Below are 16,390 nucleotides of genomic sequence, written 5' to 3'. Positions count from 1 at the left end.
TTATGGGTCGGTATGGTCGTTACAGCCAATTACCGACCCATTAACAGCAATGATATTCAATTGAAGAGCGATTTCTAACGGTTCGACTATTTCCCCTGGCTCTTTTTCACCGCTTCCAGCTTATCCATGTACTCCTGCCGCACCGGGATAAATATCTCGATGGTCTTCAGGCCCTTATCGGAGACGTAGGTGCCGTGCTCCTGATTTGAGGCGAAGACGGCCACGTCGCCCTTTTTGACCGGATAGCGTTTCCCGCCGGTTACCAGCTCACCCTCTCCATCAGCGATAATCATTACCTGCTCGTGTTCGTGCTTGTGCATGGGGCCAACGGCATTGGGCTCAAAGGTAGCGAACATGGCCGTCGCCCGTTCGCCGGAAAGAATGTGTGCCCTGACCTGTCCAGGGACCAGCTCCACCGGGGGAATATCTGCGTAGCGCTGTATCTGCTGAGCATATTCTTCCTGTGTTGCCAAAGGTTCTTTCTTTTCCATTTTCTGATAGACCTCCTTTATAGTACTAGGATTGCGCTTTTTTCTTGGCGGCTTCCAGTCTGGCCGAGTATCTCCTGCAAAGAGGATTATCATAAATCAGCTACCAAACAGGCCTCTTGAAGATGGTCTGTTCCCGCCTCATACCAACCGATATGATGCTTGTCGGGCAGGCAATGAGTTCCTCAAGCCTCGACAGGTACTGGCGGGCCTGGACCGGAAGCTGTTCAAAATCGCGGATATCACTGATTGGAGTCTGCCAGCCAGGCAGTTCCTCATATACGGGCCGGCACTTTTCCAGCGTGGCCGCACCTGCCGGAAAGTAATCGATTTTTTCGCCGTTTAGCTCGTAGCCGGTGCATATTTTTATGGCAGGCAGCGCATCGAGCACATCTAGGCGGGTGATAACTGCCTGGGTATAACTATTCACGCGGGTACTGAATTTGGCAGCAACGGCATCAAACCAGCCGCAGCGTCGCGGTCGGCCGGTGGTGGTGCCGTATTCGTGGCCCTGTTCCCTGATTGAAGCGCCGATTTCATCTTCCAGCTCGGTGGGCATGGGGCCGCCGCCAACGCGGGTACAGTATGCCTTGAAAACGCCCAGAATCTCGTCTATCCTGGTCGGCCCCAGGCCGGCACCCAGACAGCCTCCCCCGGCCAGCGGCGAAGAGGAGGTGGCATAGGGGTAGGTGCCGAAATCGGGGTCAAGCAATGTCCCCTGGGCCCCTTCCAGCATCACCTGTTTCCCGTCGTTTATCGCCTTTTCTAGCAGTTCAGTAGTATCGCAGATATGGGGAGCCAGTATCTCACCGTAACGGCAGTATTCACTGTAGACCTCGTCCTCTGACAGCGGCGCGACATTGTAAACCTTGGTCAACAGGGTGTTCTTGTGGGCAAGTACGGCGTGAAGTCGCTCGCGGAAAACATCCCTGTCCAGCAGGTCGCAGGTCCTGATGCCCAGCCGGGCAGCTTTGTCGGCAAAGGCGGGGCCGATGCCCTTGCGTGTGGTTCCGATGGCCTTGCCTCCCCGCGCTTCCTCCTCCAGTCCGTCGAGAAGGATATGGTAGGGCATCACCAGATGAGCCCGGTCGCTGATGAACAGGCGTGAGGTATCCACGTTGCGCTGCCTGAGCCCGTCAAGCTCATCGAACAGAACGCGGGGGTTGACTGCCACACCGTTTCCGATAACAGAGACGGCTTTGGGAGAGAAAATACCGGAGGGGACGAGGTGTAATGCGAATTTACCTAGCTGATTGACCACGGTGTGTCCGGCATTATCCCCGCCGGAAAAACGCATCACCATGTCTGCCTGCTCGGCAAGCAGGTCAACTATCTTTCCTTTTCCTTCATCTCCCCACTGAGCTCCAATAATGGCAATTACTGGCATTAGAGCCTCCCTGAAAATAATATGATAACTAGTCTCCCTTTGTTTGGTACCATATGTGAAGAAGTCTCTGGATAACGGTCACGTAGCTGAAAAAAGCGATGATACCCAGCGATATAATCAATGCGTAGTCAATGCCACTTAGCAAGAGTCCAAGTGATAATATGATTACTCTCTCCGTACGGGTGAAGAAACCTACCTCACCAGTCAGGCCAGCCGCTTCCGCCCGGGCTCGAAGATAGCTGACCAGCAGCGCGCCGGGCAATGTGAAGCCGACAACAAGAATACCCGGTGTGGAAAGCTCCCGGACAAAGAATATCAGGAGACCCAGCAAAACGGCCACCTCACCCAGGCGGTCCAGCGTTGAGTCAAGTATGGCCCCGAACCTTGTAGTCTTATCGGTGAAGCGGGCCAGTGCTCCATCAAGCATGTCAAACAGCCCCGCAAAAAGGACCACAAAGCCGGCGGCGAATGGCTGTTTGAGAGCGATAAGTACCGCTGCCCCAAGGGAAAGCAACAGGCCAAACCAGGTCAGAGCATTTGGAGTTACTCCTGTCCTGGCCAGAAGCCGCACTATGGGGTGGGAAAGACGACGGGCAATGACTTTTCGAACTTCGGCTAACCTGGACTTGAATGGCCCCTTTTTTGAGGTGATGCTAACCGAGCTCCCTTCCATTCTTCAGACCCAAATAATCCCCTTGCTTCGCCAGTTGCTGTCCGAAAACCTCGTGAAGTGTTACTTGGATGGCTTCTCTGCTTTGGCTTTAGCCATGTCGACGATGAACTTTTCCACCATCTGGTGCGCTTCCGCATCTGTGTACTGGACCGGAGGCGACTTCATGAAATAAGCGGATGGTGCCACCAGCTCTCCGGTAATCCCGCGGTCTATGGCCAGCTTGCAGCACCTGATAGCGTCGATGACCACGCCGGCGGAATTGGGGCTGTCCCAGACCTCCAGCTTCAGTTCCAGGTTCAGCGGCACGTCGCCGAAAGTGCGCCCTTCCATTTTGATATAGCAGAACTTGCGGTCGAGCAGCCAGGGAACGTAGTCGCTGGGGCCGACGTAGATATCGTCAGGGTTCATCTTGTAATCAAGCTGCGAGGTAACCGAGTTAGTCTTGGAAATCTTCTTGGATTCAAGCCTTTCCCGCTCCAGCATGTTATAGAAGTCGGTATTGCCGCCGAAGTTCATCTGGTAGGTGCGCTCCAGCTTGACGCCGCGGTCCCGGAACAGGCGTGTCAGCACGCGATGGGTAATGGTGGCGCCAACCTGCGATTTGATATCGTCGCCAATTACGGGGAGCCCTCGTTCGGCGAAGCGTTTCTGCCAGTACTTCTCGCGGGCGATGAAAACGGGAATGCAGTTAATCAAGCCGCAGCCCGCGGTCAGGATTTGCTCGATATACCACTTGGTCGCCTCTTCACTGCCGACCGGCAGGTAATTGATGACGACATCGGTCTTGGTCTCCTTGAGAATACTGACAATATCGGCGGTAGGGCCGGGTGCTTTCTGTATTATCTGGGACAGGTATTTGCCCAGACCGTCATGGGTCATACCGCGTTGCACGGTAACACCCGTAGGTGGTACTTCGCAAAATTTAAAGGTGTTGTTCGGTGGGGCATAAATAGCTTCGGCAAGGTCTTTGCCCACCTTGTTCTTATCAATATCAATAGCGGCCACAAAATTGATATCGCTGATGTGGTAGCCGCCGAGGTTCACGTGCATTAATCCGGGCACAAACTCATCTGCTTTGGCGTTCTTATAGTATTCCACCCCCTGGACAAGAGATGAAGAACAGTTACCAACGCCGATGATGGCCACGTTTATTTTTCCCATATTAGGTTTATCCCCCTTCATAGCATCGGTTGACACTATACCTTTATTAGGCGTGCGCTGTCAAGCGATTTCACTCGGTGAGACGCATCATAACATAAGCCTGGCAGTTACTGGCCGCTATTTTGAAAGACCTTCTCCGGGTGCCACTGTCCTTTTTCCGAATCAAAGCGCAGCACGCCCAGAAAATGCCCGTCAGCAGTATAGGCTCGGCAACGGCTGCCGCTGGAGGGTTCCAATGGCAGAGCGATTGATACCCCGTTTCTGACCGCCTGTTCCGTGGCTTCATCGACCACCACCGCCGGCCATGTCGAGAGCACGGAATCCATGGGATGAACGAAATGCTCCCAGTAGCCGCCGCGGAAGGCGTCTTCAAGCCGTGGTACGCTCACCGCATCCTCGATGTCAAACGGGCCGTAGCGCCGGCGGACCAGGCTTTTGAGGCTGGCGCCGCAGCCCAGAACCTGGCCGAGGTCATGGGCCAGTGAGCGGATATACGTGCCCTTACCGCATTCTACTTCGATGGTGACGAGCGGTGGCTGAAAGTCAACAATGTCCAGACTGTATATTGTCGCGGGTCGGCTTTTCCGCTCTACGGTTATTCCGGCACGGGCCAGTTCGTACAGTTTCTTCCCCTGATGTTTGACGGCGCTGTACATTGGCGGTGTCTGGCGGATAACGCCGCGGAAGGAAGCCAGTGCCGCTTCCACCTGCTCCAGATGGATGCCGGAGGGGTTCTCCCGCTGGATAACATTGCCGCTGGCATCATAAGTATCGGTGGTTACCCCGAGTTCAATCTCGGCCCGGTACGACTTGGTGGCATCGGCGAGGAACTCGACAATGCGTGTCGCCTGACCGAGGCAGACCGGAAGTACACCGGTGGCCATCGGGTCGAGGGTTCCGGCATGCCCCACGCGACGCTCGCCGCTGAGCCGTTTCACCAGCGCTACCACGCGGTACGACGTGATACCCCCGGGCTTGTCTATGTTCAGAATGCCATCCACTGTTAGCCAAAGAATCAGGATTTTTCGTGGTCTGAAGAACTCACCTGGTCGATGAGGTCCATGATATGTGCACCGCGCTCGATGGAATCATCCCAGTGGAAGCTGAGTTCTGGAATGCGCCGCAGCCTGAGTTTTCGAGCCATTTCTTTGCGGAAAAAGTTTGAAGCACCAGCGAGAGCATCGAGCGCATCCTGTTTTTGCTGTTGATTGCTGATGAAGCTGATATAAACTTTGGCCTGCCTGAGGTCCGGGGAGGTAGTAACCTCAGTGACGGCGATAAACTTGCTGAGTCTTGGGTCTTTGATTTCGCGCTGCAGCAGTTCGCTGATTTCCTGACGGATGAGCTGGTTTACACGTTCAACCCTATGAGACATGACATAGGCTCCTGGAGTTTGTACTTTCTGGGTTAGGCAGCTTTATCTATCCGGTAAAATTCAAGCAGGTCGCCAACCTGAGAATCGCCGAAGTCCTTGAGGCCGATACCGCATTCATAGCCGGTGGCTACTTCACGGACATCGTCCTTGAACCGCCGCAGACTGCTAACGGCGGTATCACTGATAACCTCCTCACCGCGGCGGACCCGCACTGAGGAATTGCGGGTGATCTTGCCGTCTAAGACGTAGATACCGGCCACCTGTGCTCCTTTTGGCGCCGAGAAAACGGCCCGAATTTCGGCGTGTCCTTCAATGACCTCAACCAGTTCGGGCTCCAGCAGGCCCTTGAGCGCCTTTTCCACATCGTCAACGACGTTGTAGATAACGTCGTACTGGCGGATATCAACTCCTTCCGTGCTTGCCAGCCGGCGGGCGCCTTCATCGGTGCTGACGCCGAAGCCAACGATGAGCCCGTTTGAGGCGGTGGCCAGCATCACGTCACTCTCCGACACATTGCCGGTGCCGCTGTGGAGTATTCTCACCTGAACTTCATCGGTGCTCAACTGTTCCAGAGAGCTTCGGATTGGCTCGATACTGCCCTGGACATCCGCCTTCAGGATGACGTTGAGCCCTTTGACCTGGCCGCTGCTGATCTTATCGTACAGGTTGTGCAGACTTACTGACCTGGCGGTAACCGAGGTTCTTTCTTCTATTTCTCTGTGGTGTTTTTCCAGCAGTGCCTGTGCCTGCTTTTCTCCGGTCACTGCGGTCAGGATGTCCCCGGCCTGCGGCACACTATCCAGACCAAGGATTTCCACCGGCGTAGCCGGTCCGGCTTTCTTCACCTGTTTGCCCAGGTTGTTCAACATAGCCCTGACCCTGCCCGACGTGCCACCGACGACAACGGTATCGCCCGGCTTTAAAGTCCCGTTGTTCACCAGTATGGTGGCCAGTGGGCCACGGGTTCGGTCCATCTTAGCTTCAACGACCACTCCGGAGGCCGGGCCCGATGGATTGGCTTTAAGCTCTTCCATCTCGGTCACAACCAGCAGGTTTTCCAGAAGCTCCTGAATACCTATTTTCTCTTTCGCCGAGATGGGCACGCAAACGATGTCTCCTCCCCATTCCTCAATCAGCAGTCCTGCTTCCGCCAGTTGCTGCTTCACCCGGTCTTGATTTGCTTCCGGCTTGTCAATTTTGTTGATGGCGACGATAATAGGCACCTCCGCGGCACGGGCGTGGTTTATCGCTTCCTGCGTTTGCGGCATTACGCCGTCATCCGCTGCTACCACCAGGATGATAACATCGGTTATCTGGGCACCATGGGCTCGCATAGCGGTGAACGCTTCATGCCCGGGAGTATCCAGGAAGGTGATTTTCTGCTCGTCTACCGTCACCTGATAGGCGCCGATGTGCTGGGTAATGGCCCCGGCTTCGGTATCCATGACATTGGTCTGGCGGATGGCATCGAGCAGCCTTGTCTTTCCGTGGTCAACATGGCCCATAACCGTCACCACGGGGGGACGTAACTGCAGGTTTCCTGACTCTTCGACCTGGAGTTTACGCCGTTTTCTTATCTCACTGATGGCGCTGGCAGCGCCTTCCGCAGCCCGCGGCTTCAGACGCGTTTCATGGCCCAAACTGGTGGCTATCTCTGACGCAGTGTCATAGTCAACGATTTGATTGATGTTGGCCATGATGCCATTTCGCATGAGCTGTTTGATAATATCAATGGCGCTGACCTGAAGCAGGTCCGCCAGTTGCCGCACGCTCAGCGAGTGTGGAATCTCTATCTGACTCTGCTTGGTGGTCTCCGGCGGTTGGGTTGCTTCTTTAGCTTCCGCTTCGGCTATTTTATCCGGTTTTTTCACCCGAGGCACTGTTGACTCCTTTCAGGTGTCCTTCGGCGTATTTCATAAGCTGCACCCGGCCGTTCTGGCTGAGGTTGGTGCGCAGCGCGTGGTCAAGTCGATTGCCTTTAAGCCCCGCCTCCCAGCATTCTGAGGTCGGGCAGAGATAGGCACCGCGCCCCGCTTTTTTCCCGGTTAAATCGACTTCTACATTGCCATCCGGCGTGTTTACGACTCGAATCAGTTCACGCTTTGCCTTTACCTGCCGACAACCAAGGCATGTCCGCTGTGGTGCATGTCTGGTGCGATGGGAACTAGTACTCTTCATCTTCACCTGAGATATCTGTATCCCGCCGTTTTCTCTTTATCCTGATGCCGTCCTCGGCACCTTCCCTGGCGGAAGCCACTTTCTTTCTCTTCTTTTTGGCTTTGTCTGCCGGTTTATCTGGCTTTGGACCCAGGATATCCTCTGCGAACCTGATCTCCGTTTTCTCCTCCGTTACCTGAGATTGAAAAAATGCCGGAGGTTCGGCGAATACCTCTTTCACCGTTAACGCTGGTTCGGCCTGTTCTGCACCCACCTCTTCGACTGGTTCCGCAGAAACTGGAGCCGGTTCGAGTATTTCCGCTATCGGTTCTTCCTCGGTGACAACTTCTTCTTTTTTCTCAACCGCTGGTGCAGGTTTGGCGGCCGCTTTCTGCGCCTCTGCACTGGAGGCGCTCTTGATGTCGATTCGCCAGCCGGTCAGCTTGGCCGCCAGCCTGGCATTCTGACCTTCCTTACCGATGGCAAGGGAGAGCTGCTTGTCCGGAACCACTACCGTGGCGATCCTTTCCTCTTCACTCAGGCCAACGCCGACAATCTGGGCCGGACTCAGTGCGTTGGTGACGAAAGCAGCGAAATCCGGGCTCCACTGGATAACATCTATCTTTTCACCGTTCAATTCATTGACGATGTTCTGTATTCTGATGCCACGCAGGCCAACACAGCAGCCTACCGGGTCGATTCCTTCCTGGCGTGCGGCCACGGCTACCTTGCTCCGATATCCGGCTTCACGTGCGATGGATTTTATCTCCACGGAACCGTTGTAGACTTCCGGCACTTCCAGTTCCAGGAGACGGCGTAGTAAGTTGGGGTGGGAACGTGAGACCACCACCCGTGGTCCCCTGGTTGTCTTGAGTACCTGAATAATGCAGACTTTCAGGCGCTGGCCAACTCGGTACCTTTCGGTGCGCACCTGTTCCGGGGCGGGCAGTATGGCTTCGGTTCTCCCCAGGTCAACGTAGATCTGACCGGGCTCAATGCGCTGTATCAGTCCGGTAACGACCTCATCTTCTTTTTCGGCGTACTCCTCCAGAATGGCGCTGTGTTCAGCCTCATGCAGTCGCTGGAGGATGACCTGCTTTGCCGTCTGGGCGGCGATGCGCCCCGCATCGTGCGGGGTCGACTCCACCATGAGTAAATCGTCCAACTGGGCATCTGATTTGAACCGGCGGGCCTCTTCCAGTGATATTTCAAGCTGCGTATCGGCCGGCCGTTCCACCACCGTTTTTTCCGCCCACACTTCAACTCTACCGCTGTTTGGATTTATTCTGACTGTGATGTTCTGGTTCGAGGCAAAGTTGTCCCTCCGGTAGGCGGAAACCAGTGCTGCTTCCACGGCGGACAGGACTATCTCTTTGGGCAGATTCTTTTCCGCCGAAAGCTGAGTTATGGCCAGTAGAAAATCACTTTTCATCTCTGACTTAACTTCTCACTATCGCCAATAATTAAAAAAGTGGGGATGAAACCCACTTGATAAAGTCAAAACTAGCTGTTCCAACTAGAGTATAACACTGTTTTTTATAAAATACAAGATGCCGTGTTATTTCACGGGTATTTCCTTTCACCGAATATCTTGGTGCCTATCCTGACGATGTTGGCGCCTTCCCCGGGGGCGATGTGGTATGAGCTGGTCATTCCCATTGACAGGTATTTCATCTCAACGTTGGGCATGTTTAATTCTTTTATGCGCTCAAACAGTTTTTTCATGGCTACAAAGTAGGGTCGGGAATCTTCCGGGTTTTCGGAGAGCGGTCCCATGGTCATCAGCCCCACTACCTTGATGTTGGTCAGCGCTGAGATATCCTTTAGCAGTTGCTCGGTTCGTTCCGGGAGCACGCCTGATTTCTGCGGTTCCTTTCCGATATTCACCTCAATCAGTACGGGCATAACCTTGCCGATTTCGGCACATCTTTTATCAATTTCCCTGGCGATATCATAAGAATCCACGGTTTCAATCAGGTCAAATATCCCAACTGCTTTTTTCACCTTGTTTCGCTGCAGATGACCGATGAAGTGCCATTTCGCTCTGTTGCCGACGACGGCATAAGCCCTTTCTGCGTCTTGGACGTAATTCTCGCCGATGATCTGCACGCCGGCATCAACTGCTTCCAGGATTTCTTCTGAGGTTCTGGCTTTGGCCGCGGCTACCAGCTGCACATCCTCTGGCAATTCACTTAATATCTGCTGCACGTTCTGCTTAATTGACATAACGACAATATTCTTGGAAGTCTACTACTATCCCGCCTGTATGGACGCCGAATTTATTATTCGCTTTCGGTAATCGCCTTTTCTATAGCCTTCTGGCGCTCTTCATAGTATTGATTTAATCCCTCACTGTATTCCTGGTAGGCGTCGGTCAGTTGTTCGTTGTAGGCTTCAATAACCTGCCGTTGGTACTCCTGCTGCTGCTCCCGGTATTCTCTTAATTTCTCGTTGTATTCCTGGTAGGCTTTTATCTGCTCTTCAGAGACTTGCTGCTGGCTTCCCCAGCCCAGGTACTCACAGGCAGAAAGCGGCATAATTGTCAACAGGAATATGATTAACAAAATCCCCTGCCACAGTTTCATTTTCACCTCCTTGTAATGCCCAATCACTTATATTATAGGTTATTTTACACCACAGTGTCGGCGGTCTCAAGCCGAATTTCATCTGGAAATTACTCCATCTTAACGGCGAAAAACAGGCAGAACAATACAACCCTTTTCTTGAGTGAGCAAGTTCAAAATGCTATAGTATTGCGTAACAGTTGTCCTTACCCCGAAGGGACACTGTATTTATACCACAATCCGGGGAAGTGCCGGAATTGGCAGACGGGCCAGACTTAGGATCTGGTGTCGCAAGACGTGGGGGTTCGAGTCCCCCCTTCCCCATAAGGCCCATTATAATGAAACAAGTAACAGATTTAAAACAGATGCTGGAAGCGGCGGCTGAGAGGTATGCCAGCAATACCGCTATTATCTGTGGCGAACGCCACTTTTCCTATGCTGAGCTGGACGAAGCCGCCAACGGGTTAGCCAATGCGTTCATGGCGATGGGTATCAGGAAAGGCGACCGCATTGCGATGTTAATGGCCAATAATCCAGAATTCGTGAACGTCTACTTCGGCATCATAAAGGCTGGCGCTATCCCGGTGCCGCTGGATATCCGCTATAAGGTCGATGAGCTGGCGCTTGTTTTGGATAACTGTCAGCCGAAAATACTGGTGGCGGAGAGCGACCTGCTGGAGCCTGTAATACCGGTCCTTTCCCGGTTTGAAACGATTAAGCAGGTAATCGACCTGGGCGCTAAATTTGAAGCTAAATTTCCCAGCTACGCAGAAATACTGGCGAACAGTTCGGCGGAAAAAGTGGATGTTGAAATAAATCCGGACGACATCGGGGTTATTTCCTACACCAGTGGGCCGACGAACCAGCCCCGGGGGGTGATGCTTGACCATCGGAGTCTGGTTTTCGAGGCGATTGTTTCCGGTGATGAATTTCAGCAGACGGAACGAGACAAGATGATGATGTTTGCGCTGCCTATGTACCACATGTTCGGAATGGCTTCGGCAATGCTGGGCTCCATTCAGAAAGGGAGCACGGTGGTTATAGTACCGGGTACGGGCCGGTCCATAACCAGCTTTCTGGAAACCATCGAGCGTGAGAAAGGAACCATGTATCTCGGGGTGCCCTATATCTACGCACTGGCCATAAACGTTGCCGAGCGAGAGGGTCTGCGATATGACACCAGCTCGATTAGACTATGGGGCAGCGGCGGCGCCACGCTGACAGTTGACATAATAGAGAAATTCAAACACTATTATAATGCCGATATCCTTGATGTCTGGGGACTTACCGAGTCGGTGTCTCATATTACCCGTTATCCTCCGGGCGACCCGAGGAAACCGGGTTCATCAGGAAAGGCTTTGCCCGGATGGGAAATAAGGGCGGCAGATGATGGCCACAACATACTGCCTCCCAATCAGACCGGTGAGATAGTCGTCCGGGGCCCCATCATGAAGGGATACTATAATAACCCTCTGGATACCGCCAAGGTGATAAAAAACGGCTGGCTCCAGACCGGCGACCTGGGTTATGTTGATGAAGATGGCTATCTTTATCTCACCGGTATGAAGAAGGACATGATTATCCTGAAGGGTCAGAATGTGTGGCCAGGTGACATTGAAGAGGTGCTGTGCCGCTATTATAAGGTGGCTAAAGCGGCCGTGGTCGGCATTCCGGACAGGCTGCGTGGTGAGATTGTGGGTGCGATTGTTGAGCTCAAGAGCGGGTTTAGTGCCACCGAGCAGGAGATAAGGAATTTCTGTCAGAGTCGCATGGCGGACTACAAACTGCCGAAGAAGGTCTTTGTCACCAAATCGCTGCGGAAAAAGGACGCAAACAAAGAAAGCAAGAAAAAACCGGAAGACTATTTGTCCGATGTGCCCTCTCTTCTCTGAATCGTGAGCAGGGGCAGCCCTGAATCCGGTGCCATTGTTTCCCCGTCAGGAACGAATCATTACCAGCAGCATTTTAAAATCCTTTATCGCTTTCAGGGCGTGTGGCTTGTTGGCCGGCATGATAATCGTTTCCCCATCGAGCAGGTGGACCAGCGCATCGAAAGGCGCCGTATGTTCGCTCAATCCCTGTCCTTCCGCAAAGGCAAACAGGGTTAAAGTGCCCGTTTTCCGGTCAATGATGGTGCGGCTGACCACCGAGCTTTCCTGGTACTCGATAAGTTCGGCCAGTTTCAGGGTGCGCTCGGCGAGCCCTTCGGTATCCGGGTTCTTTTCCGCCATGTACTTCCTCCTGAGCTAATGCTGCTTTAGTTCAGCTTTTTGGTAATACCTGGTTGAGCCAGTCATCGATATCTTCTGCTATATTCTGCCAGCCCGGTTCCAGGATAACCTTGTGTGCGTGGTCGGCATACTCACGGTAGGTGGCTATCCGTTGATACTTGTCTGCGATTTTTCTGACTATTGAGGCCGGCATCATGCGGTCGTGGGCGCTGCCAATCACGAGGACGGGACAGGTAATTCTGGAGGCGTCAACCTCTGAAGCTCTGTTGCGGTCGAGAAACCAGAGGCCGATTTCAAACGCCGCCCGCCCCGACTCGAATACCAGCTTGTCGTACGTTTCTTTTTGCTCCTCTGGAGGCAGTAAATTCATTGTTGAGTAGACGGCTTCACCGTAAGTCTGCCGGCAGGGTTTGCGCCAGAAGCCCCAGGTGGTCAGACAACTCCAGAATCCCCTTATTGATGACAGTTTCAGCGCCGGAATGCCTCTCGGTGGTGCCGGTGTCAGCAGAACCAGGGCTCTGGCCAGTCCCCGGCTGCCCAGAATCAGGGCCAGCAGCCCTCCCATCGAATGCCCCATGATAATGGGCTGGTGGTCGAGTTTCCTGATTTCATCCTCCAGGTCGGCAGCATAATCAAGCAGGCTGGTGGTGCCAAGTTCGGGGTGGGGTGGCTCTTTGGGGTCCACGTCGTGAAAGCGCAACGTGGGGGTAAGGCAGTCATATCCCCTGTCTGTGAAAAATCGGCCGTAATTCTCCCAGTACCAGCCGCCGCTCCACATCCCGTGAATCATAACGATGGTATTGTTCATGGCATCCGTACGATTGTTTTTATTATAGTCACCCTGCGCGTTATAATACAAGGAAAAAGGAGGAAACATGTCAGTACAGGTCTATCGTGGATGGGAATTTCCCGTGGTAAAGGTAGACCCTCCGAGGGAACGATACCTGAAGCTTATCGCCTGCCCCGAGACGACTGGCTATGAGACGGCGACCGTGCTTTTCTCACATATACCGGCGGGAAGTGGCACCGGGAAACACACCCACCCGGACAGTGACGAGATAATGTACTTTGTCGGGCGCGGCGAATGCCTGGTGAATGGCGAGGTAGTCAAGCTGGAAACGGACTCGGTCATCATCGCGCCCAAAGGTGTGGAGCACGAATGCTGCAATACCAGCGAGACCGAGACGCTGAAAATTTTCTGCGTATATATCCCGCCGTTGAAACTGAACGAGCTGTTGACCGGACTGGCCCAGAAAACGAAGGGATATCTGCGCGGCAAATAATAATTAGTTATTGCTCAGAGTCTTGAGGGCTTCCGCCAGCCGCTCCAGAAAGAGTTCGCGGTTGGATGGTGAGATAACGAAGTTCCAGCCACGATGTCGCACGATCTCCACCACGTTTCTTAACGACGTGGCGAAGCGAACGCCCCAGTAGGCAAAGGCCTTGCTTCCGGAAGCTGAGCGCGCTTCTTGTATGGTTGCCAGCGGGATGTTCACGGCAAGAGGTCGCCCCAGCACGATTCTCACCCTGTCTGTCCATATCTGGTAACGCTGTGGCAGTATTGCATAGAACAGCAGGGCATCAAAAACGGTTACTCCCAGGAAAATATAGGCGCCAATTTTATCCACAGAAAGGAGAAAAAAGCCCATAACGAGAGTAAAAGCTAAAATTCCGCCGAGTAGCAGTTTAAGCCAGAGGTCATATCCGGCGGTGTCCTCATATAGCAGGAATGATTCTTGGTTCGAACTCACGCTATGATACCCTGGTTAGTTTAACTTCAATTGATAGCCGTCGTCCAGCTGACGCTTGACGGCAGGAGTTCAGGCGCATTACAATCAAGTGGTTTATTTCAGAAATGGCCGTAAAGGAGGGACTATGGCTAACGAAGTGCGAGTTGCCTGGGAGCCTTTAAAGGCGTTCGCCAGGGAAATCTTTATCAAGCTGGGTATGCCGCCCGAAGATGCCGAAACCGAGGTATCGGTGATGACCTGGGCCAACCTCAGAGGCGTCGACTCCCATGGCGTAATGCTGATTCCGACCTATATGGAATGGATAGACAGGGAAGTGATGAACCCCAGGCCGGATATTCAGGTGCTGAAAGAGACACCGGCAACCATCTTTGTTGAGGCTGACCGGGCCCTCGGTCCGGTGGTCACCGTCTTCACCGTAAAACGGGCAATGGATAAGGCAAGGCAGGTGGGAGTTTGCTGGGCGGCCATACGCAATACGACCCATCAGGGGGCCATGGGCTACTATACATTGATGGCGGCGGAGCAGGGGATGGCGGGGATAACCTGGGTATGTAGCCCACCAAATATGGCGCCGTTCGGTGCCAGGGCTGCTGGAATACATAACAGCCCCATAGCCATAACGGTACCGGCGAAACGGCACCAGCCCCTGATGCTGGATATGGCCACCAGCATGGTCGCGGCGGGAAAAATCACCCTTGCCCTTGACAAGGGTATTCCGATACCTCAGGGCTGGGCCATTGACAGAGAAGGCAATCCCGCCACCGACCCCAAACAGGCGGCTATTCTGCTCCCCTTCGGCGGGGCCAAAGGCTCGGGCCTGTCGATGATGTTTGAATGTCTCTCCAGCGTGATAATGGGCAACCCGATGCTGGGGCCAACGCTGTTTGGCCGTGAACCGGGTCCTCCTCTGAAAGAGAAAAAAGTAAAGGTAATCGGTGACCGCCCTGCGCACTACCAGCGCCATATCCAGAACGGCGTTTTCATCGCGGTTGACATCAGCCAGTTCACCGACCTGGAGGAATACAAGGAGAATATCGACGAACTGGTTGACGGCATCAAGGCGTTGCCCAAAGCGGACGGAGTTGATGAGATATTCGTGCCCGGCGAGCCTGAGTACCGGACATACCTGGACCGTTCCCAGAATGGTATTCCACTGCCGGAGCGCACCGTGCAGAACCTGCGTCAGGTCGCTGAGCGACTGGGTGTCAAGCTGCCGCCCGCTCTGGAAGCTGGCTAGGCAATCTATCGCAGTCAGTGGCGGGAATAAAGGTGTTGGCATGGAGCTAAAAGAGAAAGCGATTGTGCTCAACGGAAAGGACAACGTGGCTACTGCCCTGGCCGACCTTGAGGCGGGAAGCAGCGTTGAGCTTGATGTCGGGGACAAGACGCTGACCGTGAAACTGGCCTCACGGATACCCTTTGGCCACAAGTTCAGCCTGACACACATTGAGGCCGGTGCCCCGGTCATCAAGTACGGTGAAGTAATCGGCATGGCCTCTGCGACAATCAACACGGGCGACTACGTACACGTTCACAACGTGGTGAGCACCCGGGGCAGTACCGGAGACAAAGGAGGCGCCAGATGAGTTTCCTCGGTTATCCCCGGCCGGATGGCTCGGTGGGCGTGCGCAATTACGTTGGCGTTATCTCGACCGTGGGATGCGCCAATGACGTTGCTTTCTGGATAACCCAGCAGACCAAGGGCACAGCTCCCTTCCTCCACCAGGCAGGCTGCGGGCAGTTGCAGCCCGACCTTGAAATCGCCACGCGCACCCTCGCTTCTATAGGACAGAACCCGAATCTGGCCGGTGTTCTGCTGGTGAGCCTGGGCTGCGAAGGGGGTTGGGGTTGACCGGATAGAACAGGGGATTGCCGCCACCGGCAAGTCGGTGAAGAAGGTGGTCATTCAGAAAGCCGGGGCAACAGTGGCTTTGAATGAAGGCTTGCTCATCGCTCAGGCGCTGGTCAGCGAGGCTTCGCAAATAAAGCCGCAGGAATTTGACGATTCCCACCTCGTTATCGGGGTTAAGTGCGGCGGCTCGGACACCACTTCAGGACTTGCCTCCAATCCGGCGGTTGGTGCCACCTGTGATATTGTGGTTGATAATGGGGGCACCTGTATTTTCGGCGAGACAACGGAATTTCTGGGCGCCGAGCACATTCTGGCACGACGCGCGGTTAACCAGAAAGTAGCGGATAAGATACTGAAGATTGTCGATGACATGGAAAAGCGGGTCATTGCGGCCGGGGGTGATATGCGCGGGGGCAATCCCAGTGCCGGCAATATCGCCGGTGGACTGACCACCATTGAAGAGAAATCGCTCGGGGCGATAGTTAAAGGCGGTACCAGGCCAATTCAGGATGTCTATAATTACGGCGAGCGTGTACAGGGCAAGGGCCTGTTCGTGGTCGATTCCCCGGGACGAGAACCGGAGTTTCTCACCGCGCTGGCGGCGGCGGGCGCTCAGGTCGCCCTCTTCTCAACGGGTCTTGGCGTGCCGCAGGGATTTCCCTTCATCCCCGTAATCAAGGTAACAGGAAACCCGGTTACCTTCCAGCGCCTTCCCGACCATATCGATATGCTGGTGGAAATGACGGCGGGG

20 protein-coding genes and 1 tRNA gene are annotated in these 16,390 nt (G+C 54.1%); 7 read left to right on the top strand and 14 right to left on the bottom strand.

Translation table 11 applies throughout. The features are described 5' to 3' along the window. Positions 1-86: 86 nt before the first annotated feature. The 11 genes from KKD83_07685 to KKD83_07635 form a co-directional block, all read right to left on the bottom strand. Complete coding sequence (locus tag KKD83_07685) at positions 87-491, bottom strand: cupin domain-containing protein (protein ID MBU2536025.1); 405 nt, start codon at positions 489-491, stop codon at positions 87-89. A 100-nt stretch (positions 492-591) separates the two neighbouring features. Beyond that, on the bottom strand, positions 592-1,875 hold the full coding sequence (locus KKD83_07680) for an adenylosuccinate synthase (GenBank protein ID MBU2536024.1): 1,284 nt from the start codon (positions 1,873-1,875) through the stop codon (positions 592-594). A 28-nt stretch (positions 1,876-1,903) separates the two neighbouring features. Beyond that, entirely contained in the window at positions 1,904-2,548 is a 645-nt protein-coding gene (locus KKD83_07675; protein ID MBU2536023.1) for a CDP-alcohol phosphatidyltransferase family protein, read from the bottom strand. A 60-nt stretch (positions 2,549-2,608) separates the two neighbouring features. Next, positions 2,609-3,709 (bottom strand): inositol-3-phosphate synthase, encoded by a 1,101-nt coding sequence (locus tag KKD83_07670; GenBank protein ID MBU2536022.1) that lies wholly within the window; start codon positions 3,707-3,709, stop codon positions 2,609-2,611. 107 nt (positions 3,710-3,816) lie between these two features. Continuing rightward, entirely contained in the window at positions 3,817-4,710 is an 894-nt protein-coding gene (gene truB / locus KKD83_07665) for a tRNA pseudouridine(55) synthase TruB (protein MBU2536021.1), read from the bottom strand. Positions 4,711-4,724: 14 nt separating this feature from the next. Further along, positions 4,725-5,084, bottom strand: coding sequence for a 30S ribosome-binding factor RbfA (rbfA, locus tag KKD83_07660; protein MBU2536020.1), 360 nt, complete (start codon positions 5,082-5,084; stop codon positions 4,725-4,727). Positions 5,085-5,116: 32 nt separating this feature from the next. Continuing rightward, positions 5,117-6,937, bottom strand: coding sequence for a translation initiation factor IF-2 (gene infB, locus KKD83_07655; protein ID MBU2536019.1), 1,821 nt, complete (start codon positions 6,935-6,937; stop codon positions 5,117-5,119). Position 6,938: 1 nt separating this feature from the next. Further along, positions 6,939-7,262, bottom strand: a complete 324-nt coding sequence (locus KKD83_07650; protein ID MBU2536018.1) for a YlxR family protein — start codon at positions 7,260-7,262, stop codon at positions 6,939-6,941. Further along, positions 7,249-8,673 carry a transcription termination factor NusA gene (gene nusA, locus KKD83_07645; GenBank protein ID MBU2536017.1) on the bottom strand — a complete coding sequence of 475 codons (1,425 nt, stop codon included), beginning with the start codon at positions 8,671-8,673 and terminating at the stop codon, positions 7,249-7,251. The genes KKD83_07650 and nusA overlap by 14 nt, the downstream gene beginning before the upstream one ends. 131 nt (positions 8,674-8,804) lie before the next feature. After that, entirely contained in the window at positions 8,805-9,467 is a 663-nt protein-coding gene (locus tag KKD83_07640; protein MBU2536016.1) for a YggS family pyridoxal phosphate-dependent enzyme, read from the bottom strand. 56 nt (positions 9,468-9,523) lie between these two features. Then, positions 9,524-9,826: a DUF412 family protein gene (locus KKD83_07635; GenBank protein ID MBU2536015.1), complete on the bottom strand. Its 303-nt coding sequence runs from the start codon at positions 9,824-9,826 to the stop codon at positions 9,524-9,526. A 221-nt stretch (positions 9,827-10,047) separates the two neighbouring features. Here KKD83_07635 and KKD83_07630 point away from each other — a divergent pair. Together KKD83_07630 and KKD83_07625 are read left to right on the top strand one after the other, a co-directional pair. Then, a tRNA-Leu gene (locus KKD83_07630) sits at positions 10,048-10,129 on the top strand. A gap of 14 nt (positions 10,130-10,143) precedes the next feature. Then, complete coding sequence (locus KKD83_07625; protein MBU2536014.1) at positions 10,144-11,697, top strand: AMP-binding protein; 1,554 nt, start codon at positions 10,144-10,146, stop codon at positions 11,695-11,697. A gap of 45 nt (positions 11,698-11,742) precedes the next feature. Here KKD83_07625 and KKD83_07620 read toward each other — a convergent pair whose 3' ends face one another. Together KKD83_07620 and KKD83_07615 are read right to left on the bottom strand one after the other, a co-directional pair. Then, positions 11,743-12,036, bottom strand: coding sequence for a cupin domain-containing protein (locus KKD83_07620; protein MBU2536013.1), 294 nt, complete (start codon positions 12,034-12,036; stop codon positions 11,743-11,745). 31 nt (positions 12,037-12,067) lie between these two features. Further along, positions 12,068-12,844, bottom strand: a complete 777-nt coding sequence (locus tag KKD83_07615) for an alpha/beta hydrolase (protein MBU2536012.1) — start codon at positions 12,842-12,844, stop codon at positions 12,068-12,070. 67 nt (positions 12,845-12,911) lie between these two features. Here KKD83_07615 and KKD83_07610 point away from each other — a divergent pair, with 67 nt between their 5' ends. Then, positions 12,912-13,319 (top strand): cupin domain-containing protein, encoded by a 408-nt coding sequence (locus KKD83_07610; protein MBU2536011.1) that lies wholly within the window; start codon positions 12,912-12,914, stop codon positions 13,317-13,319. Positions 13,320-13,322: 3 nt separating this feature from the next. On the opposite strand, the gene KKD83_07605 is transcribed toward KKD83_07610, so the two are convergent. Next, the gene (locus tag KKD83_07605; GenBank protein MBU2536010.1) at positions 13,323-13,787 is read right to left on the bottom strand and encodes a hypothetical protein; all 465 of its coding nucleotides are present in this window, start codon (positions 13,785-13,787) and stop codon (positions 13,323-13,325) included. Positions 13,788-13,911: 124 nt separating this feature from the next. Here KKD83_07605 and KKD83_07600 point away from each other — a divergent pair, with 124 nt between their 5' ends. The 4 genes from KKD83_07600 to KKD83_07585 all read left to right on the top strand — a co-directional run. Continuing rightward, positions 13,912-15,024, top strand: coding sequence for an Ldh family oxidoreductase (locus KKD83_07600; protein ID MBU2536009.1), 1,113 nt, complete (start codon positions 13,912-13,914; stop codon positions 15,022-15,024). Between the two features lie 40 nt (positions 15,025-15,064). Beyond that, positions 15,065-15,373 carry a UxaA family hydrolase gene (locus KKD83_07595; GenBank protein MBU2536008.1) on the top strand — a complete coding sequence of 103 codons (309 nt, stop codon included), beginning with the start codon at positions 15,065-15,067 and terminating at the stop codon, positions 15,371-15,373. Continuing rightward, a complete protein-coding gene (locus tag KKD83_07590; protein MBU2536007.1) occupies positions 15,370-15,639 on the top strand; it encodes a UxaA family hydrolase in 270 nt (89 codons plus the stop codon). The genes KKD83_07595 and KKD83_07590 overlap by 4 nt, the downstream gene beginning before the upstream one ends. Before the next feature lie 37 nt (positions 15,640-15,676). Then, on the top strand, positions 15,677-16,390 hold a 714-nt coding region (locus KKD83_07585; GenBank protein MBU2536006.1), incomplete at its 3' end, for a UxaA family hydrolase.

The sequence above is a fragment of the Chloroflexota bacterium genome, from assembly GCA_018829775.1.
In the GTDB taxonomy this organism is placed as follows: domain Bacteria; phylum Chloroflexota; class Dehalococcoidia; order Dehalococcoidales; family RBG-16-60-22; genus E44-bin89.
This window is presented reverse-complemented; position numbering and strand designations above follow the sequence as displayed.

Bases quoted from the DNA above. Each gene is read 5' to 3' on its own strand.
- KKD83_07615 (MBU2536012.1), bottom strand. From the start codon at position 12,844: ATGAACAATACCATCGTTATGATTCACGGGATGTGGAGCGGCGGCTGG.
- KKD83_07675 (MBU2536023.1), bottom strand. From the start codon at position 2,548: ATGGAAGGGAGCTCGGTTAGCATCACCTCAAAAAAGGGGCCATTCAAG.
- KKD83_07590 (MBU2536007.1), top strand. From the start codon at position 15,370: ATGAGTTTCCTCGGTTATCCCCGGCCGGATGGCTCGGTGGGCGTGCGC.
- KKD83_07670 (MBU2536022.1), bottom strand. From the start codon at position 3,709: ATGGGAAAAATAAACGTGGCCATCATCGGCGTTGGTAACTGTTCTTCA.
- KKD83_07635 (MBU2536015.1), bottom strand. From the start codon at position 9,826: ATGAAACTGTGGCAGGGGATTTTGTTAATCATATTCCTGTTGACAATT.
- KKD83_07650 (MBU2536018.1), bottom strand. From the start codon at position 7,262: ATGAAGAGTACTAGTTCCCATCGCACCAGACATGCACCACAGCGGACA.
- KKD83_07680 (MBU2536024.1), bottom strand. From the start codon at position 1,875: ATGCCAGTAATTGCCATTATTGGAGCTCAGTGGGGAGATGAAGGAAAA.
- nusA (MBU2536017.1), bottom strand. From the start codon at position 8,673: ATGAAAAGTGATTTTCTACTGGCCATAACTCAGCTTTCGGCGGAAAAG.
- KKD83_07640 (MBU2536016.1), bottom strand. From the start codon at position 9,467: ATGTCAATTAAGCAGAACGTGCAGCAGATATTAAGTGAATTGCCAGAG.
- KKD83_07685 (MBU2536025.1), bottom strand. From the start codon at position 491: ATGGAAAAGAAAGAACCTTTGGCAACACAGGAAGAATATGCTCAGCAG.
- KKD83_07610 (MBU2536011.1), top strand. From the start codon at position 12,912: ATGTCAGTACAGGTCTATCGTGGATGGGAATTTCCCGTGGTAAAGGTA.
- KKD83_07595 (MBU2536008.1), top strand. From the start codon at position 15,065: ATGGAGCTAAAAGAGAAAGCGATTGTGCTCAACGGAAAGGACAACGTG.
- KKD83_07600 (MBU2536009.1), top strand. From the start codon at position 13,912: ATGGCTAACGAAGTGCGAGTTGCCTGGGAGCCTTTAAAGGCGTTCGCC.
- KKD83_07625 (MBU2536014.1), top strand. From the start codon at position 10,144: ATGAAACAAGTAACAGATTTAAAACAGATGCTGGAAGCGGCGGCTGAG.
- rbfA (MBU2536020.1), bottom strand. From the start codon at position 5,084: ATGTCTCATAGGGTTGAACGTGTAAACCAGCTCATCCGTCAGGAAATC.
- KKD83_07620 (MBU2536013.1), bottom strand. From the start codon at position 12,036: ATGGCGGAAAAGAACCCGGATACCGAAGGGCTCGCCGAGCGCACCCTG.